At 55.2% G+C, this 288-nt stretch carries 1 pseudogene; it reads right to left on the bottom strand.

Going from position 1 to position 288, the window contains the following annotated elements:
- Window positions 1-288: pseudogene (locus PZH32_RS13910) on the bottom strand (replication-associated recombination protein A); the annotation flags it as partial.

Genomic DNA, 288 nt, shown 5'->3' with positions numbered 1-288 from the left:
CCAGGCGAGCTTTTCGCCAATCTTGCCTTCAAGACCTCTGTTTGTGGGGTGATAATAGCGCGTTTGTGCCATTTCCTGCGGGAAGTACTCTTCTCCGGCGGCATAGGCATTAGGCTCATCATGGGCATAACGATACTCCTGACCGTAGCCCATCTCTTTCATCAGCTTCGTTGGCGCGTTGCGCAGGTGAACCGGCACGTCGTAATCCGGACGTTCACGGGCATCAGCCAGCGCAGCTTTGAAGGCGGTGTAAACCGCATTACTTTTCGGCGCGCAGGCCAGATAAAC

The sequence above is a fragment of the Adlercreutzia equolifaciens genome (assembly GCF_029076695.1).
Taxonomy (GTDB): domain Bacteria; phylum Actinomycetota; class Coriobacteriia; order Coriobacteriales; family Eggerthellaceae; genus Adlercreutzia; species Adlercreutzia equolifaciens_A.
Note: the sequence above shows the minus strand (reverse complement) of the source record. Positions and strands in the feature narration are given on the sequence as shown.